The organism is Bacillus sp. FSL L8-0193 (assembly GCF_037976065.1).
Classification (GTDB): domain Bacteria; phylum Bacillota; class Bacilli; order Bacillales; family Bacillaceae; genus Bacillus; species Bacillus paralicheniformis.
Map to the genome: position 1 here is coordinate 3,310,999 of NZ_CP150261.1, position 26,406 is coordinate 3,337,404.

The 26,406-nt window shown below is 45.7% G+C and carries 28 protein-coding genes; 9 read left to right on the top strand and 19 right to left on the bottom strand.

Going from position 1 to position 26,406, the window contains the following annotated elements; translation table 11 throughout:
• Positions 1-67: 67 nt before the first annotated feature.
• The 3 genes from MHH76_RS16665 to MHH76_RS16675 all read right to left on the bottom strand — a co-directional run bounded on the left by MHH76_RS16665 (position 68) and on the right by MHH76_RS16675 (position 6,296).
• Positions 68-2,050 (bottom strand): methyl-accepting chemotaxis protein, encoded by a 1,983-nt coding sequence (locus tag MHH76_RS16665; protein WP_020452745.1) that lies wholly within the window; start codon positions 2,048-2,050, stop codon positions 68-70.
• A 133-nt stretch (positions 2,051-2,183) separates the two neighbouring features.
• The gene (locus MHH76_RS16670) at positions 2,184-4,169 is read right to left on the bottom strand and encodes a methyl-accepting chemotaxis protein (RefSeq protein WP_035337561.1); all 1,986 of its coding nucleotides are present in this window, start codon (positions 4,167-4,169) and stop codon (positions 2,184-2,186) included.
• A gap of 144 nt (positions 4,170-4,313) precedes the next feature.
• Positions 4,314-6,296, bottom strand: coding sequence for a methyl-accepting chemotaxis protein (locus tag MHH76_RS16675; protein ID WP_268441411.1), 1,983 nt, complete (start codon positions 6,294-6,296; stop codon positions 4,314-4,316).
• Positions 6,297-6,427: 131 nt separating this feature from the next.
• On the opposite strand from MHH76_RS16675, the gene MHH76_RS16680 reads away from it, so the two are divergent.
• Positions 6,428-7,165, top strand: coding sequence for a protein-glutamine gamma-glutamyltransferase (locus MHH76_RS16680; RefSeq protein WP_020452748.1), 738 nt, complete (start codon positions 6,428-6,430; stop codon positions 7,163-7,165).
• Here the strand turns inward: MHH76_RS16680 and MHH76_RS16685 are convergent.
• The 3 genes from MHH76_RS16685 to MHH76_RS16695 are packed head-to-tail and all read right to left on the bottom strand — an operon-like array spanning position 7,145 to position 10,337.
• Entirely contained in the window at positions 7,145-8,200 is a 1,056-nt protein-coding gene (locus MHH76_RS16685) for a nitronate monooxygenase (protein ID WP_035337568.1), read from the bottom strand. The genes MHH76_RS16680 and MHH76_RS16685 overlap by 21 nt on opposite strands.
• 14 nt (positions 8,201-8,214) lie before the next feature.
• Positions 8,215-8,616 carry a secondary thiamine-phosphate synthase enzyme YjbQ gene (locus tag MHH76_RS16690; RefSeq protein WP_023856122.1) on the bottom strand — a complete coding sequence of 134 codons (402 nt, stop codon included), beginning with the start codon at positions 8,614-8,616 and terminating at the stop codon, positions 8,215-8,217.
• 38 nt (positions 8,617-8,654) lie between these two features.
• On the bottom strand, positions 8,655-10,337 hold the full coding sequence (locus MHH76_RS16695) for an alpha-glucosidase (RefSeq protein ID WP_020452751.1): 1,683 nt from the start codon (positions 10,335-10,337) through the stop codon (positions 8,655-8,657).
• Positions 10,338-10,639: 302 nt separating this feature from the next.
• On the opposite strand from MHH76_RS16695, the gene MHH76_RS16700 reads away from it, so the two are divergent.
• Complete coding sequence (locus tag MHH76_RS16700; protein WP_016886099.1) at positions 10,640-11,230, top strand: TetR/AcrR family transcriptional regulator; 591 nt, start codon at positions 10,640-10,642, stop codon at positions 11,228-11,230.
• The gene (locus tag MHH76_RS16705; protein ID WP_023856124.1) at positions 11,227-11,901 is read left to right on the top strand and encodes a hypothetical protein; all 675 of its coding nucleotides are present in this window, start codon (positions 11,227-11,229) and stop codon (positions 11,899-11,901) included. Before MHH76_RS16700 ends, MHH76_RS16705 begins: the two co-directional genes overlap by 4 nt.
• Positions 11,902-11,983: 82 nt before the next feature.
• On the opposite strand, the gene MHH76_RS16710 is transcribed toward MHH76_RS16705, so the two are convergent.
• From MHH76_RS16710 to MHH76_RS16725, 4 genes are all read right to left on the bottom strand, one after another.
• A complete protein-coding gene (locus tag MHH76_RS16710) occupies positions 11,984-12,769 on the bottom strand; it encodes a glycoside hydrolase (RefSeq protein ID WP_020452753.1) in 786 nt (261 codons plus the stop codon).
• A gap of 182 nt (positions 12,770-12,951) precedes the next feature.
• The gene (locus tag MHH76_RS16715) at positions 12,952-14,241 is read right to left on the bottom strand and encodes a hemolysin family protein (protein WP_020452754.1); all 1,290 of its coding nucleotides are present in this window, start codon (positions 14,239-14,241) and stop codon (positions 12,952-12,954) included.
• Between the two features lie 50 nt (positions 14,242-14,291).
• Complete coding sequence (locus tag MHH76_RS16720; protein ID WP_023856125.1) at positions 14,292-14,966, bottom strand: zinc metallopeptidase; 675 nt, start codon at positions 14,964-14,966, stop codon at positions 14,292-14,294.
• Positions 14,967-15,064: 98 nt separating this feature from the next.
• Entirely contained in the window at positions 15,065-15,289 is a 225-nt protein-coding gene (locus tag MHH76_RS16725) for a hypothetical protein (RefSeq protein ID WP_026580040.1), read from the bottom strand.
• Positions 15,290-15,471: 182 nt separating this feature from the next.
• On the opposite strand from MHH76_RS16725, the gene MHH76_RS16730 reads away from it, so the two are divergent.
• Positions 15,472-15,726: a membrane-integrating protein MstX gene (locus MHH76_RS16730; protein WP_020452756.1), complete on the top strand. Its 255-nt coding sequence runs from the start codon at positions 15,472-15,474 to the stop codon at positions 15,724-15,726.
• Positions 15,723-16,706: a potassium channel family protein gene (locus MHH76_RS16735; RefSeq protein WP_020452757.1), complete on the top strand. Its 984-nt coding sequence runs from the start codon at positions 15,723-15,725 to the stop codon at positions 16,704-16,706. The genes MHH76_RS16730 and MHH76_RS16735 overlap by 4 nt, the downstream gene beginning before the upstream one ends.
• Here MHH76_RS16735 and MHH76_RS16740 read toward each other — a convergent pair.
• Together MHH76_RS16740 and MHH76_RS16745 are read right to left on the bottom strand one after the other, a co-directional pair.
• On the bottom strand, positions 16,703-17,107 hold the full coding sequence (locus MHH76_RS16740; RefSeq protein WP_020452758.1) for a YugN-like family protein: 405 nt from the start codon (positions 17,105-17,107) through the stop codon (positions 16,703-16,705). The genes MHH76_RS16735 and MHH76_RS16740 overlap by 4 nt on opposite strands.
• Positions 17,108-17,144: 37 nt before the next feature.
• Positions 17,145-17,711: a DUF421 domain-containing protein gene (locus tag MHH76_RS16745; RefSeq protein WP_023856128.1), complete on the bottom strand. Its 567-nt coding sequence runs from the start codon at positions 17,709-17,711 to the stop codon at positions 17,145-17,147.
• 117 nt (positions 17,712-17,828) lie between these two features.
• On the opposite strand from MHH76_RS16745, the gene MHH76_RS16750 reads away from it, so the two are divergent.
• Both MHH76_RS16750 and MHH76_RS16755 read left to right on the top strand, forming a co-directional pair.
• Positions 17,829-18,305: a TspO/MBR family protein gene (locus MHH76_RS16750; RefSeq protein WP_035337572.1), complete on the top strand. Its 477-nt coding sequence runs from the start codon at positions 17,829-17,831 to the stop codon at positions 18,303-18,305.
• A gap of 74 nt (positions 18,306-18,379) precedes the next feature.
• Positions 18,380-18,907 carry a GNAT family N-acetyltransferase gene (locus MHH76_RS16755; RefSeq protein ID WP_020452761.1) on the top strand — a complete coding sequence of 176 codons (528 nt, stop codon included), beginning with the start codon at positions 18,380-18,382 and terminating at the stop codon, positions 18,905-18,907.
• Positions 18,908-18,928: 21 nt separating this feature from the next.
• Here MHH76_RS16755 and MHH76_RS16760 read toward each other — a convergent pair whose 3' ends face one another.
• Both MHH76_RS16760 and MHH76_RS16765 read right to left on the bottom strand, forming a co-directional pair.
• A complete protein-coding gene (locus tag MHH76_RS16760; RefSeq protein ID WP_020452762.1) occupies positions 18,929-20,281 on the bottom strand; it encodes a glucose-6-phosphate isomerase in 1,353 nt (450 codons plus the stop codon).
• A 289-nt stretch (positions 20,282-20,570) separates the two neighbouring features.
• Positions 20,571-21,734 (bottom strand): iron-containing alcohol dehydrogenase, encoded by a 1,164-nt coding sequence (locus MHH76_RS16765; protein ID WP_023856133.1) that lies wholly within the window; start codon positions 21,732-21,734, stop codon positions 20,571-20,573.
• Positions 21,735-21,875: 141 nt separating this feature from the next.
• Between MHH76_RS16765 and MHH76_RS16770 the strand changes: the two genes are divergently transcribed.
• The gene (locus tag MHH76_RS16770; RefSeq protein WP_020452764.1) at positions 21,876-22,112 is read left to right on the top strand and encodes a DUF378 domain-containing protein; all 237 of its coding nucleotides are present in this window, start codon (positions 21,876-21,878) and stop codon (positions 22,110-22,112) included.
• Between the two features lie 32 nt (positions 22,113-22,144).
• On the opposite strand, the gene yugI is transcribed toward MHH76_RS16770, so the two are convergent.
• The 3 genes from yugI to MHH76_RS16785 form a co-directional block, all read right to left on the bottom strand.
• On the bottom strand, positions 22,145-22,534 hold the full coding sequence (gene yugI, locus MHH76_RS16775) for a S1 domain-containing post-transcriptional regulator GSP13 (protein WP_020452765.1): 390 nt from the start codon (positions 22,532-22,534) through the stop codon (positions 22,145-22,147).
• 203 nt (positions 22,535-22,737) lie between these two features.
• Positions 22,738-23,910 carry an aminotransferase gene (locus MHH76_RS16780; protein ID WP_020452766.1) on the bottom strand — a complete coding sequence of 391 codons (1,173 nt, stop codon included), beginning with the start codon at positions 23,908-23,910 and terminating at the stop codon, positions 22,738-22,740.
• Positions 23,911-24,411 (bottom strand): Lrp/AsnC family transcriptional regulator, encoded by a 501-nt coding sequence (locus MHH76_RS16785; protein ID WP_003184796.1) that lies wholly within the window; start codon positions 24,409-24,411, stop codon positions 23,911-23,913.
• Positions 24,412-24,615: 204 nt separating this feature from the next.
• Between MHH76_RS16785 and MHH76_RS16790 the strand changes: the two genes are divergently transcribed.
• Positions 24,616-25,437, top strand: coding sequence for an alpha/beta hydrolase (locus MHH76_RS16790; RefSeq protein WP_023856136.1), 822 nt, complete (start codon positions 24,616-24,618; stop codon positions 25,435-25,437).
• A 39-nt stretch (positions 25,438-25,476) separates the two neighbouring features.
• Here the strand turns inward: MHH76_RS16790 and MHH76_RS16795 are convergent, their stop codons facing one another.
• Together MHH76_RS16795 and MHH76_RS16800 are read right to left on the bottom strand one after the other, a co-directional pair.
• On the bottom strand, positions 25,477-25,731 hold the full coding sequence (locus MHH76_RS16795; protein WP_023856137.1) for a DUF1871 family protein: 255 nt from the start codon (positions 25,729-25,731) through the stop codon (positions 25,477-25,479).
• A gap of 79 nt (positions 25,732-25,810) precedes the next feature.
• Entirely contained in the window at positions 25,811-26,257 is a 447-nt protein-coding gene (locus MHH76_RS16800) for a hypothetical protein (RefSeq protein ID WP_116523391.1), read from the bottom strand.
• Positions 26,258-26,406: the final 149 nt, after the last annotated feature.

The following is a 26,406-nucleotide window of genomic DNA, read 5'->3' on the forward strand; positions in this document are numbered from 1 at the left end:
TTCCCCGTCACTTTTTAAAAATGCTTTTCCCGCGTAAAAGGCTGCCGGATCGCCGGCAGCCTGATGTTTAGTCAATCTTAAATTTTTTCGTCAAATCGCGCAGTTCTTCAGCCATTTGTTCAAGCGTAGCCGCAGAAGAACTGATTTCTTCCATTGAAGCGAGCTGTTCTTCAGCCGAAGCGGCGATGTCTTGAATGCTTCCTGAGCTTTCACGCGATACGTCTGCAATTTCTTCAACCGCTCCCGCGACATGCTGTGACCCTTCTGACAGCTCTTCAACTGCCGCATTCATCGTCTGCAGCTTGCCCGCGATTTCGTTTGTCATGTCATAAATCTGCTTAAAGCTTGTATCTGTTTCATCTGTGATGGTAAGTCCCGACTGTACTTCACGGTTGACGTCCTGGAACATGTCCAGCGACTTTCCGATCTCATTGACGATTTCCTGAATGAGCGCTTCGATTTCTTTTGCCGATGAGGCGGATTGCTCAGCCAGTTTGCGCACTTCTTCAGCCACTACTGAAAACCCTCTCCCGGCTTCACCGGCTCTTGCGGCTTCAATTGCAGCGTTCAACGCGAGCAAATTCGTCTGATCTGCGATGCCGTTGATCACCCGCAGAATTGCCGTAATGTCTTTTGACTTGCTTTCAAGTCCTTTCACGACGGATTCTGCCTGTTTAACGGAATGATCGATGGAATTCATTTGTCCGACCGTTTTTTGAACAAGCTCTCCGCCTGTACCGGCAATGTCTGTCGATTGAATGGATGATTCTGTAATCGATGCTGAAACTTTGGACATTTCATGCAATTGGCTGTTCATGTCAGCCAGCTGCTGTGCACTGACTTCCACTTTCTCGTTTTGGCTTTCGTTTCCGTTTGAAAATTGTTCGATCGCAGATGTAATATGTTCTGTCGCCTTACTTGTCTGATCCGCGCTCGCGGTCAGCTGCTCTGACGAAGAAGCGACGTTTTCAACTGATGTCTGAATGACGCTGATTAAAGAGCTCAGCGATTCGGCCATTTCGTTGAAGCTTGATCCGAGCTGTCCGATTTCATCTTTTGAACGGACAGTGATTTTTTGCGTCAAGTCGCCTCCGCTGATGCTTTTCGCAGAGGAAACGAGTTCGCGGAGCGGACCTGTGATCGATCTGATGATGAAAATCATCAGAAGCACACCGATGATGATGCTGACGCCCAACGTAATCAAAGCTGCATTCAACACAGGCTGTGACGCTTCTTTTAGTTCAGTGATATACATGGTTCCGCCGATTTTCCAGCCGGTCAGTTTATTGGTCGCGAATGCCATCTGCTTTTCGCCGTCAGACGTATATTTGATTGTTCCTTTGTCATTGGCGTATACTTTTTCAACCCAGCTGCCTTCGATGTCTGAGCCCGCATCATGTTTCGGGTGGGCGACAAACTTTTTATCGGCGCTGGTGATAAAGGCAAAGCCTTTTTTCCCGATGGTCACACGTTCTGTCGCTTTAATGAGCTCTTCGATTTTCATATTGACGGCGACCACGCCGGATCCGTCTTCATGCATCTTGGCGATGGTGATAACCATCGTTCCGGTTGACGCCGTTTTGTAAGGGTCTGTAATAATGACTTCGCCCTTGTGTTCGGCGGCTTTTTTATACCAGTCCCGCTCTACCGGATTATATCCGCTCGGCATTTCCTGATCCGGGTAGCGGATGAACTTTCCGTCCTTTGATCCGGTAAAGATCCCTTCCACATCGGGATGGAGCTTGGCGAACTGTTCGAATTTCACTTTTAAAGCGTCACTTTCTTTTCCTTTAAAAGAGTTTTCTTTAATGAACCCGCTGAAATAGGACATGGCATTTGTTTTCTGGCTGATATTCTGATTGATGATTTCGTTCAGCTGATTAACGTTTTCGCGCGCATTGTCCATGATTTCTCCGTCAAGCGTACTGCTTGCCGTTTGATACGCGCTATAGGAGAGGACGATGATTGGAACGGTTAAAATAAGCAAGAATGAAAGAATTAATTTCTTTGCAATGGAGGGACGTTTCACCCAATTTATAATATTTTCCATAGAATTGTTGACTCCTCTTTTCTGTTATATTTCTAATATCGGATTCTTTTAAAAGTTTTTATACGGATTTTATAACTTTTTATAGTCTAAAATAACTAAAAAAACATCCGGAGGAAAACCGGATGTTTTAAAGCTATTCAATCTTAAATTTCCGTGTCAAATCACGCAGTTCTTCAGCCAGCTCCGCCAATGTGGTGGAGGAAGCGCTGATCTCTTCCATTGAAGCGAGCTGCTCCTCGGCTGAAGCAGCGATGTCCTGAATGCTTGCCGAACTTTCTTTCGATACATCAGCGATTTCTTCGACCGCACCCGCGACTTGGCGGGAACCTTGCGTCAATTGTTCGACAGCGGCATTCATCGTCTGCAGCTTGCCTGCGATATCATTGGTCATATCGTAAATCGTTTTGAAGCTTGTCTCTGTTTCATCTGTGATTCGAAGTCCTGACTGTACTTCATGATTGACCGATTTGAACATGTTCAGGGAGTTGTCGATTTCCTTGACGATTTCCTGAATTAAATGTTCAATTTCCTTCGCCGAACCGGCGGATTGTGCGGCGAGCTTCCTGACTTCTTCAGCCACTACCGAGAAGCCGCGGCCCGATTCCCCGGCCCTTGCCGCTTCGATCGCGGCATTGAGCGCGAGCAGATTCGTTTGATCGGCGATTCCGTTAATCACGCGCAAAATGCTTGTGATGTCTTTTGATTTGGCTTCGAGCCCTTTGACAACCGCTTCCGCTTGCTTGACAGACCGATCGATCGAGTTCATTTGGCCGACCGTCTTTTGAACAAGCTCTTCCCCTTTGCCTGCAATCTCAGTCGATTTCAGCGACGCATCGGTAATCGCGGCTGATGTTTTCGACATGTCATATAACCCGTCGTTCATTTCATTCAGCTGATGCGAGCTTGCTTCGACTTTTTCTTTCTGGCTTTCATTACCGTCAGAAAACTGTTCAATGGCCATTGTAATATGCTCCGTCGCTTTGCTTGTCTGCTCTGCGCTGGCATGAAGCTCTTCAGATGAAGAAGCTACATTGTCAACTGATGATTGAATGACACTGATTAACGAGCGCAGCGATTCGGCCATTTCATTAAAGCTTGTACCGAGCTGACCGAATTCGTCTTTTGAACGGACTGCGATTTTTTGTGTCAAGTCGCCGCCGCTGATGCTCTTTGCGGATGACACGAGCTCGCTTAACGGCTTGCTGATTCCGCGGATAATGAAATAGATGAGAATCCCGCCGAGCACGATCGCTGCTGCCAAAATGATGATCGCCATATGGAAGACAGGCTGGGCGGCCTCTGATATTTCATCCGTGAACATCGTTCCGCCGATTTTCCAGCCGGTCAGCTTGTTCGTCGTGAAGGCCATTCTCTTTTCTTTTCCTTCAAATGTATATTGAAAATCACCTTTTTCACTGCCGTACATCTGTGTAACCCAGTCGCCTTTGCCTTCGGTTCCGGCTTCGATCTTCGGATGGGCGACATATTTTTTATCATTGCTTGAGATAAACGCAAAGCCGCTTTTTCCGATGTTGACGCGTTCTGTCGCTTTGATAAGTTCATCGATTTTCATGTTAACGGCAACAACTCCTGAGCCGTCCTCCGTCTGCTTTGCAATCGTGATGACCATCGTTCCGGTTGACGCCGTTTTATAAGGGTTTGTGATAATTGCTTTTCCTTTATTTTCAACGGCTTGCTTATACCAGTCCCTATCCACAGGGTTATAATCTTTCGCCATTTTTTCCGCGGGATAGCGGATGAACTTGCCGTCTTTTGAACCTGTGTAGATCGCTTCCACATCCTGGTTCAACTTGGCGTACTGCTCGAATTTCTCGACAAGTGATGCGTTCCCTTTTTGTTGATAAAGCTTTTCATTCACCCAGCCGCTGAAAAAGGAAACAGCCTGCTCTTTCTTCCCGATATTCTGGTCTATGATCTCATTCAGCTGTTCGACATTATCGCGTGCGCTTCTCATGATTTCCGTTTCAAGAGAGCTTCCCGCCGTTTGGTACGCACTATAGGATAAGGCCAAAATCGGCAAAGTTAAAACCAATATAAAGCTGAAAAACAGCCTTTTTGAGATAGACGGACGTTTAAGCCAGTCCAATACCTTTTTCATTTGATATAACTCCTTTAGCTTCTAGGTTATGAAACTAATATCGGAGCTTTCATTTACTTTTGCATATTAAAAAACTTTAAAAAGTATTTCTGAAGATTCTAAAAAAAGGGCTGAAAAAAGAGGCTGACCAGCAGCCTCTTTTCATTAAATTGTAAACTTTTTCGTTAAGTCGCGCAGTTCTTCAGCCATTTGTTCGAGCGTCGCAGCGGATGAGCTGATTTCTTCCATGGAAGCCAGCTGTTCTTCCGCTGAAGCAGCGATGTCTTGAATGCCGGCAGAGCTTTCACGCGATACGTCGGCGATCTCTTCGACCGCGTCGGATATTTCGTGAGAACCTGTTGATAAATGCTCTACGGCAGCGTTCATCGTCTGCAGCTTGCCTGCAATTTCGTTTGTCATGTCGTAAATATGTTTAAAACTCGTTTCCGTTTCTTCCGTAATTTCGAGCCCTGACTGTACTTCTTGGTTGACCGATTTGAACATGTTAAGCGAATGTTCGATTTCCTTGACGATATCCTGAATCAGCGCTTCGATTTCTTTTGCCGATCCTGCTGATTGGGCCGCAAGCTTTCTGACTTCTTCAGCGACAACCGAGAATCCTCTGCCTGATTCGCCGGCCCGCGCTGCCTCGATGGCGGCGTTCAGCGCCAGCAAATTCGTTTGATCGGCGATTCCGTTTATGACGCGCAGGATCGCGGTGATATCTTTCGATTTCGCTTCAAGCCCTTTGACAACCTGTTCGGCCTGTCTGACGGACCTGTTGATCGAATTCATCTGCCCGACCGTTTGTTGGACAAGCTCTCCGCCTGTTTCGGCAATTTCCGTCGATTTACCCGAGGATTCTGTAATCGATTCCGATACGCCTGCGATTTCATTCAGCTTGTCATTCATTTGGCTGAGCCGCTGTGAGCTTGTTTCGACTTTTTCCCTTTGACTTTCAGCGCCGCTTGAGAACCGCTCGATGGCTAATGTAATGTGCTCCGTCGCTTTGCTTGTCTGGTCCGCACTTGCCGTCAGCTGCTCTGATGAAGATGCCACATTGTCGACCGATTCCTGAATTGTGCTGATCAGCGAACGCAATGAGTCAGCCATTTCGTTGAAGCTTGCGCCCAGCTGGCCGAATTCGTCCCTGGAGCGGACATCGATTTTTTGTGTCAGATCTCCTTCACTGATGCTTTTTGCAGAAGAGACGAGTTGATTTAAAGGCTTGCTGATCGCGCGGACGATAAAGTAAACAAGAATGCCGCCCAGAATAATCGCGCCTGCCAATGTCATGACTGCCATGTGAAGCACAGGCTGTGCAGCGTCTTTAATCTCTGCTGTATTCATCTTTCCGCCGATTTTCCAGCCGGTTAGTTTATTTGTCGTGAAGACCGTTTTCTTTTCTTTGCCTTTTTCATTAAAGGTGAACAAGCCGCTCTCTTTGCTGAACATCTGCTCTGTCAGATCGGCCTCTGCTTCTGTGCCGGCTTTCATTTTCGGATGGGCGACATACGTTTTCCCTTCGCCGATGATGAATGCATAGCCGGTTTTTCCGATGCTGATGCTGTTTGCCGATTTGATCAGCTTGTCAATGTTCAAGTCAAGGGCGACTACGCCTGATCCGTCTTTATTCTGCTTGGCGATCGTGACGACCATATGGCCTGTTGATGCAGACTCATAAGGTTCAGTTACAATCGTTTTCCCTTTTTCCTCAACGGCCTGTTTATACCAGTCGCGTTCTACCGGGTCATACCCGTCAGGCAATGGAGCATTCGGATATTGTGCGTAAACGCTATCTTCCGAACCGGTGAAGACGAGCTCGACGTCGGGATTTTGTTTTGCAAATTGCTCAAACCGCTGTTTAATGGCAGTCTGCCCTTTCTCTTTGTACGCTTTTTGATCAATCCATTCGCTGAAATACGCAATAGAAGTCTCCTTGCTGCCGATATCTTGCTGAATGATGTCGTTCAGTTCATCGATATTGTCTTTCGCACTTCTCAAAATCTCATCCTCAAGCGTGCTGCTGGCCGTAAAATATGAAGTAGCCGAAAGAACCAAGATCGGAATTGTTAAAATGAATATAAATGAAAAAATTAATTTTTTAGAAATAGAAGGCCGTTTCATCCAATTTAAAAGCTTTTTCATGTGTGATTCCCCTTTCTCTACTTTTATCGGAGACGGGGTCTATTTTTTAAGTAAAAAAAGCGGAAAATTAGACCGTTTTCCTGCCCAAGCATCAGGCATACGCTAATAAAAAAGGGAAAAGGGTGTATCCTATGATAAGTGTTTCGGGCTACTGGCTCCGTCCTGAGGATATCGAAAAACTGAATGTCAGTCAGACGCAAAGAGACATTGCCAACCGGATGCTGGCCATGCCGTCCAGATATAGATACGGTTCAATCTCAGAACTGTTATTTGAGCTGAGATTCAGAGTGCATACCGTCGAATCAGCCAGAGAGCTGATCAACAGCGGAGCAAAGTTTGCCACCTTTTCAAAGACATACGGGAATGAAGAGTTTTGGAGGGTGACGCCTGAGGGGGCTTTGGAGTTGAAGTACAGAGCGCCGGCTTCAAAGGCGATTCGAAATATTTTCGAAAGCGGCTCTCTTTATGCTTTTGAGTGCGCAACTGCGATTGTCATCATTTTTTATATGGCGCTCCTCAAAACGATCGGCGATCAGACATTTGACCGGAATTATCAAAGAATCATTTTATACGATTGGCATTATGAGCGGCTGCCGATCTATACAGATAAGGGGAACGACTACCTTCCGGGAGACTGCCTGTATTTCAAGAACCCTGAATTCGATCCCGAAAGACCGCAGTGGCGCGGAGAAAACGCTATTTTACTTGAAAATAATCTCTATGCGGCACACGGTCTGGGGATCTTAAGCGGCGAAACGATCATTGAAAAACTGAACGGGCTGAGAAAGCCTCATGCACAGACGTCCGCCTATCTGCTTTCTCAAGTGACACGGGTTGATATTCCTGCATTAATACAAATGATCAGATAGCACATCGGCAGGCGCAAGCTGATCCATCAGCTCCTTCACCGTCGTTAGCCGGACGGAGGCCCGCACGCCCTGCCCGGACCACAATGACATGCCGTCCGGATTCCCTTCAAGCTTCGCCTGTTTTCTCATCGGCTGCGTCAGCGTATTTTGCAGAGGATAAGGCAGCGCTTCAACTTCGTCCGGGCGCCTGTCTTCCATCCATTGATTGACGATGCCTCTTGCCGGCTTCCCTGAGAACAAACGGGTCAGCCTTGTGTCTGTTTCAACCGCTTCGAGCAATTTTTGTTTGTATGCAGGGTGTGTTCCGCTTTCTTCGCACGTCAAAAAAGCGGTGCCGATTTGAACGCCCTGTGCGCCGAGGGCAAAAGCTGCCGCAACACCTCTTTTGTCAAAAATGCCGCCCGCTGCAATAATCGGAACCGACACATGATCTGCCGCTTGGGGAATTAAAGCCATCGAGCCGACAGCGGGTTCTCCCTTCGTTTTCAAAAAGGCACCCCTGTGGCCGCCAGCTTCACTTCCTTGAACAACGATGACATCCATCCCCAATTCTTCAAGCATCAAGGCTTCTTCAACCGAAACGGCGGTGCCCATTAAACAGCAATTTCGGTCTTTCAGTTCTTTGACGGCATCGGCCGGCGGCGGGCCAAACGTAAATGAAACGGCGCTGACCCCTTCCCTTAAAATGATTTCGATTTTCTCGTAAAAATCGTCCCAATCGTGTTTCTCTTCTGGCACGGGTGAAGCCGAACGCGCATAAGGTATCTTCTCTTTCCACCCTTCATATTCTTCCCGTCTGACGTTTTCCCGTTTTTCCGGAATGAAGAGGTTGACTTGAAACCCGGCTGATGTCAGCTTTTTAGTCTCCAGAATCTGTCGTTGAAGAACTTCCGGCGTCAAATAGCCGGATGCAAGGCTGCCTAAGCCGCCGCAATCTGATACGGCGGCGGCGAGCCTTGGTGTTGTCGGTCCACCCGCCATCGGCGCCTGGATCACAGGCTTTGATAAAGAGAGACGTTCCATGAACTGATTCATTTTATTTTCTCCTTTCAATCGGCTGTGATTTTAAAATAGCATGTCCGGTGCCTCGGGCCGTCGAACTCGCAAAAATATATGCCCTGCCAAGTCCCGAGGACAAGCCTGCCCCCTTCAATGATCATATGTTGCGATGCCCCGACCGTGCTCGCTTTCAAATGCGCCGCGGTATTCCCTTCCATATGGCGGTCAAGCTCATGTTCCCACGGATACACTTCATCGAACCGTCTCAGCATATCGCGTTTAACATCGGGGTCGGCATTTTCATTAATCGTAATGCCTGCCGTTGTATGCGGACAGTAGACAATAACAGTGCCGCTGGAAACGCCATTTTCTGAAACGAATCTTTGGACGTCATTTGTAATATCAAGCATTTCATCGCGCCGGTTTGTTTGAATCTGTATTTTTTTCAACATATGAATCCGCTCCTTTCCTGGCACCCTTTCTCTATTCGTTATAAATCGCCGATTTCCTGTCTGATCATGTAAACGCGCGCCTCATAAGGCTTCATCACAAAAGATGTAAGGTGCTTGTGCGCGTTGATATCAGCATTTGACAGCAGCAGTCCGTCCGTACATAACGGGTATGCGGGATGGTGGTAATACGCCTGGCGCGCGCTAAGGTTGACGATCACGATGGCCGTTTCTTCCCGAAGCTTTCGCAAGTATGCGAAAATCTGCCGGTCCTCAGGCAAGAGCAGTTCATATGATCCGTCGATGAAGACGTCATACCGCTTTCTGATCGCGATCAACCGTTTATAAAAATGATAGACTGACCGGGGGTCATGCTGCTGATGAACCGTATTGATCAGCTTGTAATTTTCGTTCATGCAGAGCCACGGTTCTCCTTTAGTAAAGCCGGCATTTGGCCGATCCGTCCATTGCATCGGCGTGCGGGCGTGATCCCTGCTCTTTTTCCAAACCGCCTTCATGATGTCTTCGTGTGAGCGGCCCTTTTCTTTTTGAATCCGGTAATCATTTTTAATCGATACGTCATCATAATCATCTATATCGAAGAAAATCGCGTTTGTCATTCCGATTTCCTGCCCTTGATAAATAAACGGGGTGCCTTTCATCAAAAAATACATCGCAGCTAAGGCCTTGGCGCTGTCTACTCTGTATTTCCCGTCATCTCCCCAGACTGAAACGGCCCGGGGTTGATCATGATTTTCGATAAAAAGCGCGTTCCACCCTTTCCCCTCAAGAGCCGATTGCCAGTTTGACAATATCCGCTTGAGTTCGGGGAGATCGAGTTCTCCGCCTTCAATCCCCCAAAGACCGAGGTGTTCAAATTGGAAAATCATGCTGAATATCCCGTTTGATTCTCCAACCCAGTCCTCCGCTTCTTCAGCGCTGACACCGTTTGCTTCGCCGACTGTCATGATATGGGGATACCCGGCGAACGTATTTTCTTTTAGTTCCTGCAATAACGCTATAATCCCGTCGACATTCATATGATAAGCAAATGAAGGCACAAAAGAGAGCCCTTCTGGATTCGGCAGATCCGGAAGTCCTTCTTTTTTCTTAATGTGTGAAATCGCGTCAACCCTGAACCCGTCGATTCCTTTTTGAAGCCACCAGTTGACCATGTCATAAAGAGCGCTTCGCATGTCACTGTTTTCCCAATTCAGATCCGGCTGCTTTTCGTGAAACAGGTGCAGATAATATTGCTCTGTTTTTTCGTCATAAGTCCAGGCTGAGCCGCCGAATATGCTTTCCCAGTTGTTCGGTTCGCTCCCGTCCTTTCCGTCTTGCCAAATATACCAGTCCCGCTTCCCGGAATTCCGCTCTGCCCTTGATTCGATAAACCATGGATGTTCATCGCTCGTATGATTGATGACGAGATCGATGATCAGTTTCATTCCGAGCTGATGCGCTTCAGTCAGCAGAGCGTCAAAGTCGTCCATCGTGCCAAATTCCGGCATAATGCTTTGATAATCCCTGATGTCATAACCGTTATCGGCATTGGGAGAATCAAAGACCGGACAAATCCAAATGGCATCTGCCCCGAGCTCCCTGATATACGGAAGCTTCTCTCTGATCCCGTTGATATCTCCGATGCCATCCCCGTTCGAATCCATAAAACTGCGCGGATACACTTGATATATGACAGCCTCTTTCCACCATGCCCTTGTCATTCAAACACCCCTTGTTGTGAAGACATTATGATATATGAATAAAATATTTTTAGACTCCGAACATAAACATCCTATAAACTTTGATATACCAACGATTATACGTTTCTCAATACTAAATATGCTTTGCGGCTTATAAATCCTTTGAAGGCAGCAAGGGTGATGGCAAGAGTAGGTGAAAGAAGCTTTAATCCTTTTGAAACGGAGCATCTGTTAATACAGAATATGTAAAGCATAAATTACAGTTGCTTTTTTACCTATCGGTAAGTAAAATAAATATACAGATTATGCTAAGGATGATTTCAATGAAAAAGAAAATGAACACCCAAGATGCGATTGTTGAAGCAGCATTTACTCTTATTGCCCAACACGGCCTAAAAGGCACGAGCCTTTCAATGATTGCATCGGAAGTCGGCATTTCTAAACCGGCTATTTACTATTATTTCCCTTCTAAAGAAGAGCTGGTGGATTATCTATTTCACATTGTATTTGATGATCACAATTTCTCTGAATTTTTTTCAATCAATGAGTACACGAAGGAAAACTTTAAAAAACGATTAATAACAGACGGCATACGCTATTTTGAAGAGTATAAACATAACTCTCCTGCTTTAAAAGTGGTACACGAGTTTGTTTTAAGTGCAGCACAAAAACCAAGGTATGAGAAAAAGCTTAAATCTATCATGGAACAATTCTTAGAAGGTTTTGAAGCTTTGCTTTCTTACGGTGTCGAACTCGGTGTCATCTCTTCTAAAAACACCAAAGTGAATGCACACTCCCTTGCCCTGATCATTGATAATTTGGGTAACTTTATGATTTTAGGAATCGAGATGGATTATAAAAAAATATGGGAAACAGCAGTCAGTCATGTGATGAAAGGCAGTGAAAGATTTTGAATCAGGAAACGATTATTGGATTATCTAAAATAGAGAAAACCTTATATTGGATCATTCCACCGGTTTTAGGAGCTGTTCTTGGATGGTTTTTGCCTGTTATAGCCGATTGGGTATTGACCATTCCAATCGTTCCTTTTAAAGGGCCTTTGGAATTTATCACATCACTAAACAATTTCTGGGTTTCAATTATCGCTGCAGTTATCGGAATCGTTGCCGGCCTATTTTTTTCACAATATATTTTCACTGAAATTCTTCAGGTGTTCATCTCTGATCAAAATGTGAAGCTGTTGTTTAAAGAGAAAGAAGAAGTGATTGAGAAAAAAGACATTTCTGCAGTTTATCTTGAGAATAAGGATCTTGTTGTTCTTGATCATAAGGGTACTGAATTGTACCGTGAACAACTTGAATCAAAGAGAGCCCTTGCAGAAAGTGCTTTTAAACATCACGGCTATAAATGGGCAGACGAAGATCCTTTTAAGAATGAGTATCAACGCTGGGTTGCGGATCACCCCGATTTTCCCTCGCATATCAATACGCTACTTTTAGCCAGAGAACGAGCTTTACTGGATAATAAACATGAAGAAGCAAAAATTCTGCGCAAAGACCTGGCAAAGCTTGGAGTGGTTATACAGGATGAAGATAAACGGCAATACGTAAGGATGGTATCGTAATATTTCAGTTGCGAACGCCTAAAAAAGAACATTAGGAATAAATTAAACACCGCTCTTTTTGTGAAAGAGCGGTGTGAATCCATCAGCGGACTGTTACGTCCCAATTGGAAATATTAATTTGTCCTGTGCCTCCGAAAACTTCCGTCCCGAATTCCACACTGCTGACATACTTTGTTTTGGAAAGCCAATGTTTGGAGTCGGCAAGATAATTCGTGAAATCCCGAACATTCAGGTTCGCACGTTGGGTGTTTGCCGTTCTGACAAATGAAAACACGTTCCATCCTTTGCCGCTTCCAGCATCAATATAGCCTTTATATACTTTCCAATTGTGCCCGCCGATCGAAACAGTTTCGACATAAGAACCGGCAGGTCCGGCATTTGTGTTATTGAGCCAGATCATAATCTCATCGGTTGGAGCCGAACCCCAGCTTGCCTTGTTTGTATTGTGGAGCCAAATGTCATATGCGGCATTGTACGTGCCGTTCGCACTGATCGAATAGCTGACTTTCGTGTTGATGTTTTTTTGATCTGACAATCGGGTCGGGAAGCCGCTGCCCGCAGTATAGCCTTCAGTCCAATGCCAGCCGCTGACGATCGACGGATAAGCTTTTACTGTGCTTGTATTGCTCGGCCAATTCCATACCCAGCCCATGTCTGAATCATTGTTATGATAAATGGTCTGCCACCAGCCGCTGACCTGGTCGGCTCCCCAAACATTGTTGAATATGTAGTATTTTTTGTTTTTAAAATACAATTTATCCGACGGGTTTGATGACGAAGCAGCAAGCGCTGAGAGCGGCCCCGTCAGCAGCATGATACATACAGCTCCCCATAGCAGGATAGCTTTTAGCAAATGGTTGTTTCTCACGTATTGAAAACCTCCTCATATTTATACACCCTATTATAAAAAAGAACGAAACGGAGTACATTCGTAAAAAGTCATGAATTTCCATAGATATATCCTCTTATCTTTGAAAAGATATCCATTTTATTGAAATAAAGAACGGCCATCGAACTAAAAAACAGCCGCGGTCGCCCGCAGCTGTCTTTTTAAAATTCCGTTTTTTTCACTTCAATGAAACGGATATGATGATCTTCAGCATCAAGAATTTTAAATTCGCATCCCTCAGTTTTGAGGATGTCACCGTTTTTCAGCTCCATCTTTTGCGTCAGAAGCCAGCCGGCAATCGTATCGACTTCTTCGTTTTCAATCGCGATATGAAGGAGGTCATTCACTTCGTCGATTAAAGCCTTTCCGTCCATAATATAATGGTGTTCGCCTTTTTTTATAATGTGCGGCATTTCGTCCTGATCAAACTCATCCCTGATTTCCCCGACGATTTCCTCCAATATGTCTTCAACCGTAACCAGTCCTGCCGTTCCACCGTACTCATCAACAAGAATGGCCATATGAATCCGTTCCTTCTGCATGCGAATCAAGAGCTCCTGGATCGGTATGTTCTCAATCACCCTGATGACAGGCCTCATTAAGTCCGTTAAAGGAATCGTCTCGTCGAGAAAATACGATTTAAACAAATCCTTGCTGTTGACAATTCCGATAATATGATCTTTATCATCCTTAATGACCGGATATCTCGTATAGCGTTCATTAATGACGGTTTCAATCGCTTCTTTTATGGATTGATCGGCCAACAAGGTAGCCATCTCCGTTCTCGGCACCATGATTTCCCGGGCCAGTCTGTTGTCAAATTCAAAAATTTTGTTGACGTATTTATACTCAGACTGGTTGATTTCTCCTTTTTTATAGCTTTCAGACAGCATAAGCCGCAGCTCTTCCTCACTGATTGCCACTTCATGCTCTTTAACCGAATGGAACCCGAACAGCTTCGTTAACAGCCGAGCCGAGCCATTCAGCAGTTTGATAAACGGGAACATGATTTTATAAAATAAAATGAGCGGCTTCGCCGTCCATAAGCTGACGGCTTCCGCTTTTTGAATCGCAATCGTTTTTGGCGCAAGCTCGCCGACCACAACGTGCAAAAATGTAATGATGACAAAGGCGGTAACAATCGAAGCCACTCTTAAAACGGATTCAGGCAGGCCAAATAGTTCAAAAAGCGGATGGATGATCCTTTCGAATGTCGATTCTCCGAGCCAGCCGAGCCCTAATGCGGTGATGGTAATGCCGAGCTGGCAGGCAGACAAATATTCATCAAGATTTGTCACCACTCTTTTGGCGGCAATCGCGCGCTTATCCCCGCTTTCAACAAGCTGATCGATTTTTGTGCCGCGGATTTTGACGATCGCAAATTCGGCGACAACGAAAAAAGCCGTAGCTGCAATTAAAAGTATGACGAGTATGAGATTCAGGATATTCAAAAAAAGCCCTTACCAAATATGGTAAGGGGCCACCTCCTTAAGACGAATGGTTAGTCATTACGACCGGACAGGAAAATTGCGACGAAGCGCAGCAGCTCAAACAGCGAAACAAGCGCTGCAGCAACATATGTCAGAGCCGCGGCATCCAGCACCTTGCTGACGCCTCTTTCTTCCGTGTTGCGGATCATTCCTTCTGAAACGATGATCCTTTTTGCCCGGGAGCTTGCGTTAAATTCAACAGGCAGTGTCACAAGCTGAAAGAATACGGCCGCCGAAAACAAAATGATGCCGAGTCCGATCAGATTCAGGCTTCCGAGCAGCATTCCGCCGATAAACAAAAACGGCGCCACTCCCGAAGAAAAGTTCACGATCGGAAACATCTTATGCCTCAAAACAAGTGCGCCGTATGATTCCTGATGCTGCAGGGCATGTCCGCATTCATGGGAAGCAACGGAAACCGCTGCAATTGAACGGCCGTAATATACGGGTTCGGACAGGCGCACAACGCGTGCTGTCGGGTCATAATGGTCTGTCAAGGTTCCTCTTACCGGTTCAACCGGGATATCGTAAAGGCCGTTTTGGTCGAGAATCTGTCTGGCCACTTCGGCTCCAGTTCTCCCGCTTGACGCCTCTACTTTTGAATATTTTTCAAAGTTGCTCTTTACTTTAAATTGTGCCCAAATCGATAAACCTAATGCAGCAAATGTTAACAAGTAAAAAATCATGCTCATGCAATCATCTTCCCTCTTGTGATAAGTCGTTTAAAATTTTAATTGTAAATATATTTTATCCCGAGGGATTTCCTTTTGTACAGAAAAGTGCACTACCTTTTTCTTCGCGGTAAACAAACCCCGATAAAGATCAGCACCATTCCTGACACCATGATGTAGAAAGGCGGCCTTGTGAACAGCTCCTTGAAAAACTCCCTCCAGAATACCTCATCAGAGGAATGATAAACGGCATTTAAATCAAAAATGAATTGAATGGATGCCGCCGCCATCAGCTGGACTCCGACCAGTATGAAAAAGAGCCTCATTAAACAGGACATTCCGCTCCCATCCCTCATCCGTTTATAAAAAGTGTATGGAAGGACGGGAACCGATATGACGCCCCAGTAAAAATCTTCAGCTCTACCGGTTATTGTCGGTTAACAAAGGTTTATTTTTACCTGAAAAATTTTTGTAAAAGAGGGATATACTGAGTAAAAAGGCGAACTCGGGTGGTGACACGGTGAAAGTAACGGATCAGGAAAAAGAACAGCTAAGCACGGCGATTGATAAAATGAATGAAGGGCTTGATGCGTTCATTCTTCTCTATAACGAATCGGAAAAAGACGAGCAGCTGATCGAATTTGAAGAAGAAACGGCTGAGATGATCAGACAAGCGATTGAACAGCACGGGAAAGTAAGCACCAATCAAAAGTTAAATGCAATCATCAAAGAGATTTTATCATTTTCCCTGCGGAAAGACGGTGAAGAAACATGAAATCAAACCGTGTATTTATCGCATGGCTGAGGTGGCCGATATATGTCCGCATCGCAATCATTATCCTTTTATTGATCATCCTTTTCGGTCAGCTGATCACATTCGTCGAGCCGCAGCAGTTTTCAAACGTTTTTGAAGGCGTATGGTGGGCGCTGATCACCGTGTCCTCAGTCGGATATGGCGATTTTGTCCCTAAAACCGCACTCGGCAAAACCGTCGGCATGCTCCTTATTTTAATAGGGGCAGCGTTTGTCACGGCCTATTTTGCAACGATGGCGACGGCCGCTTTTAGCAAGCAGCAGCGCTACGCCGAAGGCAAGGTCAACTACAGAGGCAAGGGACATATGATCCTGATCGGCTGGAACGAGAAATCCAACAAGCTGATGAGGACGCTCCAGGCCGCCGATTCAAACAAAACGATCGTGCTCATTGATGAAACACTAAAGGAAGGCCCCCTGATGGAAAACATTCATTTCATCAGAGGACCCGCTGCGGATGATGCCACACTGCAAAAAGCCAATATTGAAGAAGCTGAAATCGTCTTTATTACCGCCGATCAGCATAAAAGCGAAATATCTGCAGATATGCAGTCGGTCTTAACATTGCTGGCTGTTAAAGGCTTGAACCCGTCGGTGTATTGCGTTGTAGAAATCTTGACGGAAAAGCAGAAAAAAAATGCCGAGCGCGCCGGAGCGAACCAAATCATCAGTACGGCGGACCTTTTAAAAACAGCGATGCTGCAGCATTTTCTCATTAAAAATCAGCTTCCTGATCCGCTATTTAAGGAAGCCGATATTCATTTCAAAGTCCATCGGGTTCCGCTTCCGAAGACGATGGAAGGTGCGTCTTTTCAAGAAGTGATTCACCATTTCATGAAGGAAGACATTTTCGTCATCGGTATTCACCAAAAAGACGGGCCTGTGCTGTCTCCTTCATTTTCGTACAAGCTTCAGCCGACAGACCAGCTGCTGTCACTTTAGGAAAGAAGCGCCTTTTCGAGTTCTTTTACATACGATTGGCCAAGCTTTTCATAGACGCCGGGAATATCGGCGTCTTTTTCTTTCGGTTCAGCAAACTGGTCAAAAGATGCGCGAAAATTCCCCTGAACGACGTAGTCGTCCAGCGCTTCCTGATAGACGTGGCGAAGCAAAAATGGTGTACCGAGCTTGACCGTCGCATTTTGCGAATCAAGCTGTCCGTCCTCCGCTTCAAACGGAATCCGCAAAAATAAGTATCCTTCCTCATCATCAATTTTATAGTCAAAAAAGCCGCGGTCATATTCCCAGCCGCCGCTGATTACATAACCGAGAGGCTTGAGCGTCTGTTCGAGATGATAAAGAGAAAACGACCGGTTTTCCAGTTCAGAAGGTAAGCTTATCATAAAAAAACTCCTTTTTTCGTTTTTATACTTCAGGGCCCTAGCGCAATTGTTTATCAGGTTCGTGCAGGTGCCCTTCATTGATTTCCTTAAACAGATTGTCCTCCGGCTGCTGCAGGTTGTTTTGCATGCGGAGGAATTTTTTATACTCTCCCATAGTAAAAGGCTTTGCATCATCCGATAACTCGTAGCCGATCTGGCCGTTTGATTCGAGCGTTACGTTTTTCACGTCCGATAATTTTGAAATCCCCTGTGTCCTGAGCCTCATTTCCAGCTGGTCGACAGTCAGGCGGTGCCTTTTTAGGTTCTGCTTCTGAAGCTCGCCGTTTTCGATTAATACAACGGCTTTCCCCGCAATCAGGCTTTCAAAAAAATCAAATTTCATTTTCAAATACTCGATCAACAGAAGGACGATGATAAAGATCGATGCAGCTGCCACCGTTTTAAAAATGCTGTCTTCAATGATCGGCTGAACAATGATCGTTCCGATGGAAATCATGACGACGGTGGTGGCTATTGTCATTTGCGAAATTGATTTCCTCCCCGAAATTCTCAGCAGAACAATACCCGTTAAGATGAGAAACAACGTTTCCAATACAAATAACATGATGTCACTTCACCCGTTTTATTTTTTAGTATGGATCAGAAGCTTGTGCGGTATGAGTATATTTAAACGAATAGGGAAAGACAAAGGTATCAAGCTTACTATGAGGAGGGACTTTTATTGAAGAAGGAAAAAATAGCAACGGCTGTCATCGTGTTTCTCGTTACATATGCACTGTTTTCACTGGCGAGCGTTTTATTTCCCGTAGATCGTGAATGGTATGAGTCATTGAACAAACCGGATTGGACACCGTCAGGCCGTTTGATCGGAACCATCTGGAGCGTGCTGTTCGCCTTCATTTCATTAGCGGCGGCGCTTGTGTATGCCACATATGATCTGAGAAAAGCAGCGGCGCCATTTTGGATCATGCTGATCATTAACTATTTGTTTAACCAGGCATTCAGCTATTTTCAATTCACGGAAAAAAACGTACTTGCTGCCGCGGCCGACTCCTTTTTCGTAGCCTTGACCGCTCTTGCGCTCGCCTTGATTACACTTCGCATTCATAAAAGAGCAGCACTTCTCCTTGTCCCTTATGTGTTGTGGAGTTTTTTCGCGACTTATCTCGCGTTTGCGATTTACGGGATGAATCATTAGGTTAACGAGCCCCGCCGGCTATTGCCGTGTTAAAATAAGGTGAACAGCTGCCTTACAAGGGGGACCGGAATGGAATGAAGCACTGCTTTCTGCAAACAACACGCATCGGCTTTTCTTTATGGGCTAAAGAGAATTTGAATTTGGCAAAGACATTGTGGGGAAATCGAGATGTGGCCAAATATCTGACAGCAGACGGAATTATGACCGATAGCGAAATAAGAAATCGTTTGCTGCTTGAGATCGAACAATACAAAACACACGGTGTGCAATACTTCCCGATATTTAAAACAGGAAACAACGAATTCATCGGATGTTGCGGACTTCGCCCCTATGACCCGGAAAATGATGTGTACGAGCTTGGTTTTCATCTCGTCCGTTCGGCTTGGGGGAAAGGTTATGCATCTGAAGCGGCTGAGGCCATGATTGAATACGCATTTAACAAAATCCGGGCAAAAAAGCTGTTTGCGGGACATCACCCTGAAAATACAGCTTCACAAAAACGACTGGAAAAATTGGGATTCGTCTACACTCATGACGAATTTTATCCGTCTACTGGACTTCAGCATCCGTCATATGAATTAAAACAGCCTCCTGGACAATAAGTCCGGAGGCTGTTTTTTCGTTTATTGATCCAAACGTTTCTCAAGCTCTGCTTTTTTCTCTTCGAAGCCAGGCTTGCCGAGGAGAGCGAACATATTGACTTTGTACGCTTCCACTCCAGGCTGGTCAAACGGGTTGACGCCGAGCAGGTATCCGCTCATTGCGCAGGCTTTTTCAAAGAAGTACACGAGGTAGCCGAACGTGTAAGCGTTCATTTCAGGTACGTTCACGATCAGGTTCGGCACATTACCGTCTGTGTGCGCGAGCATTGTGCCTTGGAACGCTTTTTTATTGACGAAGTCGACCGTTTTGCCGGCAAGGTAGTTTAAGCCGTCAAGATCATTGTCCGCTTCTTCGATTGTCAGCTCATGTCTCGGCTTTTCAACGTTCAGCACCGTTTCGAACATGTCTCTTCTTCCTTCTTGTACGTATTGTCCAAGAGAGTGAAGATCCGTCGAGAAGTTGGCTGAAGATGGATAAATGCCTTTTTCGTCTTTTCCTTCACTTTCGCCAAAGAGCTGCTTCCACCATTCTGCGAAGTACTGAAGGCCCGGCTCGTAGTTGATCAGCATTTCAATCGTTTTGCCTTTGTTATAAAGGACATTTCTGACGACCGCGTATTGGTAAGCCGGATTGTCTTCAAGCTCTGATGTGGAGAAGTCTTTGCTCGCATCGCGGGCGCCCTTCATCATTTCATCGATATCGGCTCCGCTGACTGCGATTGGAAGCAAGCCGACCGCTGTGAGCACAGAAAAGCGGCCACCGACATCGTCAGGAATGATAAATGATTCAAAGCCTTCCTCATTAGCAAGCGTTTTTAATGCGCCCCGCTCTTTATCAGTTGTTGCATAAATGCGGCGTTTCGCTTCTTCTTTTCCATACTTTTCTTCAAGAAGCTTGCGGAAGATCCGGAAAGCAATCGCCGGTTCTGTCGTTGTGCCTGATTTAGAAATCACGTTGATTGAAAAATCAGCGTCTTCAAGAAGATCCATCACGTCTCTCATGTAAGAAGAGCTGATGTTGTTGCCGATGAAAATCACTTGCGGCGTTTTACGCTTTTCTTTCGGCAGCACATTGTAAAATGAATGATTCAGCATTTCGATCGCCGCTCTTGCGCCGAGGTATGAACCGCCAATTCCGACAACCAGCAAAACATCGGAATCATTTTGAATTTTTTCAGCGCATTTTTTAATGCGGGCGAATTCTTCTTTGTCGTAGTCAGTCGGAAGATCCACCCATCCTAAAAAGTCGCTGCCTGCACCTGTTTTTTCGTGAATGGTATGGTGGGCGACTTTCACGAAGTCACGCAGATATGTAAGTTCATGTTCTTTAAAGAATGGCAATGCTCTTGAGTAGTCAAAACGGACATGCGTCATATTATTAAACCTCCAGTACTAGCTGTTTTCTTCCATATACCCGCCAGCGCTTTCATTTTCATGAGAGTGCGGGCCAAAGGGTTTTAAAACATGTCGATTTTCGGCGACAGCCTCTTCCCTTTTCACTTTATATGAACTCCTTCGTTAAATCAAGTGACGAAAAAAAGGAGGATGGAGGCAGGCGCGCAAAAATGCATGTTTTTCAGCCGCCACGCGCAGTTTTGTCAAAAAGATAACAAATGAACAACGGCTCAAGGTATGGCGGTCCTCCTTGAGCCGTCAAGAAATCTTATAAAGAAGCCTTCAAAATAGACAGAACATCGTCTTTATTCAGCGTTTTAAAGCGGCCGAATTCGCCGTTTGCCATCGCTTTGTCGGCAATCAGATCCAGCTTCTCATCTGTTATGTCATAATCAGCAAGGCGATTTGGCGCGCCAAGGCTGGTCCAGAATTCAGACAGCTTCTCGATTCCAACAAGCGCCACTTCACGATCGGTTTTTCCTGTTTCATCTACGTCAAAAACGCGTACGGCAAGCTGTTTAAAGCGGCCGACATTTTCGGAAAGCGTGTGCTTCATCCAATTCGGGAACAGGATCGCAAGCCCTCCCGCATGCGGAATATCGTAGACGGCTGAAACAGCGTGCTCGATATTGTGCGTCGCCCAGTCTCCGCGTGCGCCCATTGATAGCATGCCGTTCAGCGCAATGGTGCCTGTATAGAGAATCGTTTCGCGCAGCTCATAGTTTTCAAGGTCTTCAATGAGCTTAGGAGCTGTTTCAATCACCGTTTTGAGCAGGGATTCGCACATCCGGTCCTGATAAGGAGTATTTTCGGTATGGTGAAAATATTGCTCAAACACGTGGGACATCATGTCGACAATGCCGTAAATCGTGTGGTCTTTCGGAACGGTAAATGTGTTGACCGGATCAAGAATTGAAAATTTAGGGAATACTAGCGGGCTTCCCCAGCCGTATTTTTCATTGGTTTCCCAATTTGTGATCACAGATCCCGAGTTCATTTCCGATCCTGTTGCTGCCAACGTTAAAACCGTTCCAAACGGCAGCGCATCAGCAGGAATATGTTTTTTTGTCACAATATCCCATGCATCGCCGTCGTATTTCGCTCCGGCGGCGATCGCTTTCGTACAATCGATGACGCTTCCGCCGCCGACTGCCAATAGAAAGTCAATATCGTTCTCTTTGCAGATCGCGACTCCTTTATTCACAGTGGCAACACGCGGATTCGGTTCGACACCGGGCAATTCATGGACGGTCGCGCCTGCCTTTTCAAGAATTGAAATCACTTGATCGTATAAACCATTTCGTTTAATGCTGCCTCCTCCGTATACGAGCAGGACATTGCGGCCGTAGTGTTTCACCTCTTCTGCCAGCTTTTCAACTTCTCCCCGGCCGAATATCAGCTTCGTGGGATTCCAATATGTAAAATTATCCATCTACATCTCCTCCTTTATTTACTATTATGGGAAATCGCCGAATGCCCTGTAAAGCGATCTGCTCCTCAGGCGTATAATGTTTCCAAATCCGTCGCAATCTATAAATGTGAAATATAGGACTTCAAAAAGGAGGAAAAACAAATGAATGCACTTCAACGTATTGCATTGGTATTAACAATCATTGGAGCAATCAATTGGGGACTGATAGGATTTTTTCAATTTGACTTGGTTGCAGCCATTTTTGGCGGTCAAGGATCCGCTTTAGCCCGGACCGTTTACGCGCTTGTCGGAATTGCAGGTCTGATCAACCTCGGACTTTTATTTAGACCGGCTGAAGAGACTGCTGGCGAAGACGCCAAGCAGCCGGAAATGCGATAAAAAAACTCCGGCTTTTGCCGGAGTTTTTTCATTTACTTCTTAATAAGATCTTTTCTGTTGGACTGCTCGATCCACTCTTCAAGTTTGTCTTTTAACGTGTTGAATCCTTGTGGAGCAGCTGTATCTTCGGCTTGAACAGCCTTTTGTCTTCTAGGCTTGCTTTCTTTTCGTTCAGGAGCTGCCTGTGTAGCGCGGATAGAAAGGCTGATTTTGCCTTTTTCCTCATCTACAGAAAGAACCTTCACTTGCACCTCATCACCGATCGCCAAGTGCTCATTAATATCTTTAACGAAACCGTGTGTTACTTCAGAAATATGCACAAGTCCCTGTGTTTCTTCATCTAATGCAACAAACGCTCCGTACGCCTGTAATCCAGTCACTTTTCCAGTGTAAACACTGCCTACTTCAAATTTTGCTGTCATAACTAACAACTCCTAAATCATATGAATTTAACTCTTTTTATACGCAATAAAAAATTATATCATACAAGTCTTTATTAAGCAAAAAAACTTTTTTAAGCATTGTATGTTTAAAACCGAGCTGAAAGGGGAATACTAAAGAACAACTAAGGCTTTCTAGTATTCCCCCCCTTATGTTGATGCGGACCTTTTAGGTGCGCATTTTTTTATTGAACTGCACCGGTCTTCTGGACAAAGCGTTTCATTCTGACGAGCGCTTCCTGAAGCTGTTCAAGCGAGGAAGCGTAAGAACATCTGATATAGCCTTCGCCGCTCGGCCCGAAAACATTGCCCGGGACGACGGCGACTTTTTCTGCGATGAGAAGCTCCTCAGCAAACTGTTCTGAACTCATGCCCGTTTTTTTAACGGACGGAAACGCGTAAAAAGCGCCCCCCGGCTGATGACAGTCAAGCCCGATTTCGTTCAGTGAATCCACAAACACATTCCTTCGGCGGCGATAGCTTTTTTTCATCTTTTCGACGTCTTCGAGACCGTTTTTAAGGGCTTCCTCCGCCGCAAATTGAGCCATGCTTGGCGCGCACATCATCGAGTACTGGTGAATTTTCAGCATAGGGTCCCTTAAATATGCAGGAGCTGCGACATATCCAAGGCGCCAGCCTGTCATGGCAAACCCTTTCGAAAAACCCGATATCAATATCGTCCGCTTCTTCATTCCGGCGATTTCCGCAAAGCTTGTATACGCTTCATCGTATGTCAGCTCGGCGTATATTTCATCCGCTATTACAATCAGGTCATGCTGTTCAGCAAAAGCCGCGATCTCTTCCAGTTCTTTTTTTGTATACACAGAGCCTGTCGGATTAGACGGCGTGCAAAGGATAATGGCCTTCGTACGTTCAGTCAGAACGGCTTCAAAATCGGCTGCGCTCGCTTTAAATCCGCGTTCTGCGTTCGTGTGAATGTGAACCGCTTTTCCCCCCGCCAAAGAAACAAGCGCTTCATAAGCGACAAAACAAGGCTCGGGAATCAGCACTTCTTCTCCGGGATCAAGGATCGCCCTGACCGCAATATCAAGCGCCTGGCTTGCTCCGACTGTGACAATCAGCTCGTCATCAGGAGCATAATCCAGATGAAAGCGTTTATTCAGATAAGCGCTGATCTCTTTCCGCAAAGAAAGAAGACCCGCGTTTGCCGTATATGACGTGTAGCCCTGTTCAAGGGAAAGGATGCTCGCTTCCCTGACATTCCACGCCGTTACAAAATCGGGCTCTCCGACGCCCAATGAAATCACGCCTTCCATTGTGGACGCAAGATCAAAAAATTTGCGGATGCCCGACGGTTTGATTTGCTGGGCTGCTTTAGAAATATAAGTTGTCCTCATTTAAGGAGACACCACGATTCTTTTGTCATCATCACCGGAGTCAAAAACTTTACCGTCATGCTTGTATTTCTTTAAAATAAAGTGGGTGGTTGTCGACACGACCGATTCGAGCGTCGATAATTTTTCGGACACGAAATGCGAAATATCCGACATCGTTCTGCCGCGGATGACAACAGACAGATCATATACGCCTGACATCAAGTAAACGGATTCAACTTCCTGAAAACGATAAATCCGCTCGGCCACTTCGTCAAATCCGACGCCGCGCTTCGGTGTTACCTTCACATCGATCATCGCTGTAACGCCTTCATGGCCGTCGACTTTTCGCCAGTCGATCATTGCCGAATAATCGATGATGACCTTTTCTTTTTCAAGCTTTTCGATAATCGCTTTTGTTTCTTCCTGTGAAATGTTCGCCATTTTAGCAATGGTTTCAGGTTCGAGGCGGCTGTTTTCCTCTAATATTTCCAATATTTCTGTTTCTTTTTCTGTTAGCTTCATCTCGTTATCACACCTTTTATATGTCAAGAAATCTTCTGAATATTATAGCACGTTTTTGAACGAATGTAAGGCGGTAAAAAAAGCGAAATCAAAGCGTGAAAAAAATTTTTTCGGGTACGATAAATAACGTACTCAGGACTTAGGCGACAACATGCAGCCAGATTGTTTGAACATGAAAGAAAAACATTCGGAGTGATTTGGATCATGCTGTTAACAAAACCTTCTATTGAAACCATTCAAGGGGTCAATATATATTATGAGCATTACGAGAATCCGGGCAGGCAATCGCTCGTTTTAATACACGGCTTTCTTTCTTCCTCGTTTTGCTACAGAAAAATCATTCCTCTTCTGAAGGATGAGTTTAATTTAGTCGCCGTTGACCTGCCTCCCTTCGGCCAATCAGAAAAATCCAGCACCTTTGTGTATACCTATCAAAACATGGCCAGGGTGGTCATCGAACTGATCGAAAGGCTGAGGATTAGAGACGCCGTGCTTGTCGGACATTCGATGGGCGGCCAGATTTCACTTTATGCGATAAAGGAAAGGCCTGAACTGTTCAAAAAAGTCGTCCTGCTGTGCAGCTCAGGCTATTTAAAGCGTTCCCCCCGCCCGCTCATTTTCGGGAGCCATATTCCTTATTTTTATTTGTACATCAAGCGCTGGCTGTCAAAACAAGGCGTCCTGAAAAATCTCATGAATGTTGTCTACGACAGATCTCTGATCGATCAGGAGATGATCAATGGCTACCTGAAACCGTTTCTTGACGATCAAATTTTCAGGGCGCTCGCGCGTCTCATCAGACACCGGGAAGGCGATTTATTACCGGACGATTTGAAGAAAATCGAGACGCCTTCCCTCTTAATCTGGGGCGAAGAGGACCGCGTTGTCCCTGTACAGATCGGCAAAAGGCTTCATCAGGATTTGCCCAATTCCATTTTCTATTCCTTGCGGGAAACCGGCCACCTCGTCCCCGAAGAAAATCCGGATTATGTATCAGACAAAATTGCCGATTTCATTTTGACATGAATATAAAAAAACCGCCGTTTGGCGGTTTTTAAATTTTGATCAGCACGAACTGCTGTCTTTGATCGCAAGGAGCCGTTCAGCCAGCTGTTTGCATTTTGCCAGCGGCAGCGTCTGATCAAATGATACTTCAAAAACGGACTGGATAGCTTCGCCCAGCCGCTCTGCGTCGTTTTCCGTGTAGACGGCCTGAACAATCTCGGCCGCTTCCGTTTCATAAAAATCGGGTCCGGCTTGAAACGGATCCCATTCCTTTATGATGTGGATGATTTGTGCTGCTGCCTGACTTTCTTTCATCATGATCACCGCTTCATTGTAATGTTTCAAAAGCTATTGTATCATAACGCGCCGGCTTGTCGATAAGGAAAGCACCAGGCTATCGGCCGGCTTGTCTCCGCTTCCTCCGCCAGGCGATCAGCAGCAGCCCGATGCCGTTGACGAGAATCAATCCGAACACGGCATTTCCGAGGGGCGCCCAGCCGTTTTCCCCCGTCAGCATCACTGACAGCACAACCTTGCCGATCAGCGTCACATTCAATACCGCAAGTCCCCACCCTAAGGAGCGCTTCCAAAATGCCGCGCCAATCAACACGAGAAACCCCATCATAAAAGCGAGCGTGAGCACGGCAGAAAGCGGGTTGGACAAAAGCATCTGCTCGTAATCCAAAACAGCCTGCATCTCCGGATTGATCCGCTCGGGGACGGGAAACCAAAACATGCTGCTCGTCATCAGCAAAAAAGTAACGATGACGCCTTTCCAAGTCCGCCTATAGCAAAAATACGCAAGCGCCACGAGAAAGACCGGGCGAATATACCAGCTCATAGGGTTGAGATGACGCTGAAAAGCCCACTCAGGGCACACTGCTCCATTCCATCGGATGCCACTCCCTTTACTTTATAAAAGCTTTCATGGTTAAAACATTGCAATCTATCCTTATCACAGTTAATGTATAACATATGAAAAAGACATGA